We start from the raw sequence: 2,820 nt of genomic DNA, 5'->3' as shown, positions 1-2,820 counted from the left end.
GGCGCGGGGGGCACTTCCTCGGCCTTGGGCGGCTCGGGCACCGAGGGCTGCGGCGGCGATTCCGTAGCGGCGCGGGGAGCGGCCGCCTGCAGCGCGCTGAACTCGGCCTCCGACATGAGCGTGACCTCGGCCGTCGCCACCGGCGGCGGCAGGTCGTGCGAGAAGAAGATTCCGCCCACGAGCAACCAGAGGACCACGCCCGCGTGCGCGATCCCCGAGACGATCATGCCGATGCGCTCTGACCGGTCCATGGGCATAAGCCCCGTCGCCCCCTAGTTCGCCGCCCGGCCGCCGAAATCCGGCCCACCGGCGTCGGTGACGAGCGTGATGTTGGAGAAGCCTGCGGCGTTCAGCGCGCCCATCACCTGCACGACGCGCTGGTAGGGGATGCGCCCGTCGGCCCGCAGGAAAAGCTTGTCGCTGGTGCGCTCGGTCGCGATCGCGCGCAGCCGGTCGATCAGGTCGTCCTCGGCCACCGGCGTGTTCTGGATGGAGAGCGAGCCGTCCTCCTGCACCGAGATCGTCAGCGGCTCTTCCTGTTCGGTCGCCACGGCCTGCGCCGCGGTCTTGGGAAGCTCCAGCGGCACGCCGACGGTCAGAAGCGGCGCGGCGACCATGAAGATGATCAGGAGCACCAGCATCACGTCCACGAAGGGCGTGACGTTGATCTCGCTCATCACCGCGGCCTTGCCCCGCGACCCGCGGCGCCGGTGCCCGCCACCGCGCCCGCCCTTGATCACCCCCGCGCCCATGGATCAGGCGTCCAGCTGGCGCGAGAGGATTGTGGCGAACTCGTCGGCGAAGGCCTCGTAGCCGGCAATGATGCGGTCGCTGTCGGTCGACAGCTTGTTGTAGAAGATCACCGCGGGAATCGCCGCGACAAGGCCGAGGGCCGTCGCCAGGAGCGCCTCGGCGATCCCCGGCGCCACGACGGCAAGCGAGGTGTTCTGCGAGATCGCGATCTGCTCAAACGCGACCTTGATGCCCCAGACGGTGCCGAAGAGGCCGACGAAGGGCGCGGTGGAGCCCACGGTCGCCAGGAACGGCAAGCCGCGCGTCAGATGTTCCGTCGCCTTGGCGATCGCCACGTCCATCGACCGGTCGATCCGCGCCTGCGCGCCGGTGATCAGCGCCCCGTCCTGCCGGTGGCTGCGGCGCCATTCGACCATTCCGCTTGCGAAGATGCGCTCGCTCGCCCCGTCGGGCTGGCTGCCAATCTTCTCGAAGAGCTCGTCAAGCGGCTCGCCCGACCAGAAGGCGCGGTCGAAGATCGCCGCCTCCTGCCGGGCCTGCCGGTAGGAGATGAACTTCTGGACGATGATCGCCCAGGACCAGAAGCTGGCCACGGTCAGGAGGATCATCACGATCTGGACGATGAAGGACGCGCGCAGGAAAAGCGCCAGCAGGGAAAAGTCGATCTCCTGCGCGGTCGTCGCGAGGGTTTGCGTATCCATGAGTACTGCTCGCCGGTTGGGCCGTATTTTTCGCGGCTCTCTTATCGGGTCTTTTACCCGGCTTTAAGGGGGAACGCCAACAAATCTGCGTCAGCGCACCGGGCGCCGCCCGATCAGTGGAGATTGGGCGCGATGCGCCGGCGGACTTCCGCCGGAAGCCGGGCCGCGGTGCCATGCTCGGTCAGGCAGACGAGCGTGACCTGTGCCTGGAAGAGCCGCTCGCCCCCGCGGATGACCGCCTGGTCGAGCACGATCCGCGCCCCCGTCGCCGCCACCAGTTCGGTCGCCACGACCAGTTCGTCATCGAGCCGCGCCGGGCGCAGATAATCCGCCTCGACCCGCCGCACGGCGAAGACGATCCCCTCCTCGGTCCTGAGTCGTCCCTGATCGACGCCGAGCGCGCGCACCCATTCCGTGCGCGCACGCTCGATGAACCTGAGGTAATTGGCGTAGTAGACGATCCCGGCGGCGTCGGTATCCTCGTAGTAGACGCGGACGGGGAAGGCGTGAGGCATGGTCGCTCCGGGCTGTGCGGGCCGGAGCCTAGGCGGCGACGGTGGGACAGGCAAGACGCCGGCCCGGGCGGGCACCCTTCCGCCGCTGGCGGCGGCTTGCGCGATTGCACCCTTGGCGCGCGGCCGCTTCTCCTGTAGCGAAAGTGCTGACGTTCGCGCGCGCCCGTGGGCCGGGCGTGGCCCAAGCAGGAGCGGAAATGACAAAATCGGTTATCGAGGAAGACCTGACCATCGACGGCAATGTCGTGTCGAAGGATGGCGACATTGAGGTGAAGGGCAAGGTGACCGGCGACATCACCTCGAAATCGGTGGACGTGAGCGTGGCGGGCCAGGTGCAGGGCGTCATCACCGCCGAGTCCGTGACCATCCGGGGCAAGCACTCCGGCCAGATCGCCTGCAGCGAGCTTGCGCTGGAAAAGAACGCCGAGGTGACGGCGGACGTGAAGGCGCAGACGTTGTCGTCGGAAAAGGGCGCGCGGCTCGTCGGCAAGGTCCAGATCACCGGCTGAGGCCGGCAAGAGGCGAAGGGGCGATGGCCGCACCGGACCCCGCCAATGCCGCGCAGGCGGCATTCTGGACGACCGGTCCCGGCCGCCTCTGGGCCGTGGAGCATGCCCGGCTCGATGCGCTGATGGCACCGGCGACGGCGGTCCTTCTCGACCGCGCCGCGATCCGCCCCGGCGAGAATGTCCTCGACATCGGCTGCGGCGCCGGCGCGACGACTCTCGCGGCGGCGGAACGCGCCGCGCCCGGGGGGCGCGTGACCGGGCTCGACATTTCGGAGACGCTCCTGGCCATCGCCCGGCACCGTGCCGGCGGCCGGCCGAACGTCGCATTTCTGGAAGCCGACG

The 2,820-nt window shown here is 69.2% G+C and carries 5 protein-coding genes and 1 pseudogene; 2 read left to right on the top strand and 4 right to left on the bottom strand.

Annotated features, from left to right (window positions below):
• From F9K34_RS18320 to ybgC, 4 genes and pseudogenes are all read right to left on the bottom strand, one after another.
• Positions 1–251: pseudogene (locus F9K34_RS18320) on the bottom strand (hypothetical protein); the annotation flags it as partial.
• Positions 252–272: 21 nt separating this feature from the next.
• Entirely contained in the window at positions 273–752 is a 480-nt protein-coding gene (tolR, locus tag F9K34_RS18315) for a protein TolR (RefSeq protein WP_291338540.1), read from the bottom strand.
• 3 nt (positions 753–755) lie between these two features.
• Positions 756–1,454: a protein TolQ gene (gene tolQ, locus F9K34_RS18310; RefSeq protein ID WP_291338539.1), complete on the bottom strand. Its 699-nt coding sequence runs from the start codon at positions 1,452–1,454 to the stop codon at positions 756–758.
• 113 nt (positions 1,455–1,567) lie between these two features.
• Positions 1,568–1,969: a tol-pal system-associated acyl-CoA thioesterase gene (gene ybgC, locus F9K34_RS18305; protein WP_291338538.1), complete on the bottom strand. Its 402-nt coding sequence runs from the start codon at positions 1,967–1,969 to the stop codon at positions 1,568–1,570.
• Between the two features lie 197 nt (positions 1,970–2,166).
• Between ybgC and F9K34_RS18300 the strand changes: the two genes are divergently transcribed.
• Positions 2,167–2,478, top strand: coding sequence for a bactofilin family protein (locus F9K34_RS18300; protein ID WP_291338537.1), 312 nt, complete (start codon positions 2,167–2,169; stop codon positions 2,476–2,478).
• A 23-nt stretch (positions 2,479–2,501) separates the two neighbouring features.
• Positions 2,502–2,820, top strand: a 319-nt coding sequence (locus F9K34_RS18295; RefSeq protein ID WP_291338536.1) for a methyltransferase domain-containing protein, incomplete at its 3' end; no start/stop codon positions are given.

This window comes from Albidovulum sp. (assembly GCF_008933605.1).
GTDB lineage: Bacteria > Pseudomonadota > Alphaproteobacteria > Rhodobacterales > Rhodobacteraceae > Albidovulum.
This window is presented reverse-complemented; position numbering and strand designations above follow the sequence as displayed.